The 223-nt window shown below is 59.6% G+C and carries 1 protein-coding gene; it reads left to right on the top strand.

Going from position 1 to position 223, the window contains the following annotated elements; translation table 11 throughout:
- On the top strand, positions 1 to 223 hold a 223-nt coding region (locus LD028_RS09960), incomplete at both ends, for a Glu/Leu/Phe/Val dehydrogenase dimerization domain-containing protein (protein WP_275949125.1).

Here is a 223-nt window from a genome sequence, read left to right on the forward strand (position 1 = left end):
GCCGGAATTGTCGGCTTGCCGTATGGCGGCGGCAAAGGTGGCATCGTCTGCGACCCGCGGAACATGTCGATGGGTGAGCTGGAGCGGCTCAGCCGCGGCTATGTGCGGGCGATCAGCCAGATCGTGGGGCCATCCAAAGATATCCCGGCGCCGGACGTGTTTACCAACTCGCAAATTATGGCGTGGATGATGGATGAATATAGCCGCATCCGCGAATTTGACT

This window comes from Anoxybacillus sp. LAT27 (assembly GCF_022030075.1).
Classification (GTDB): domain Bacteria; phylum Bacillota; class Bacilli; order Bacillales; family Anoxybacillaceae; genus Anoxybacillus; species Anoxybacillus kestanbolensis.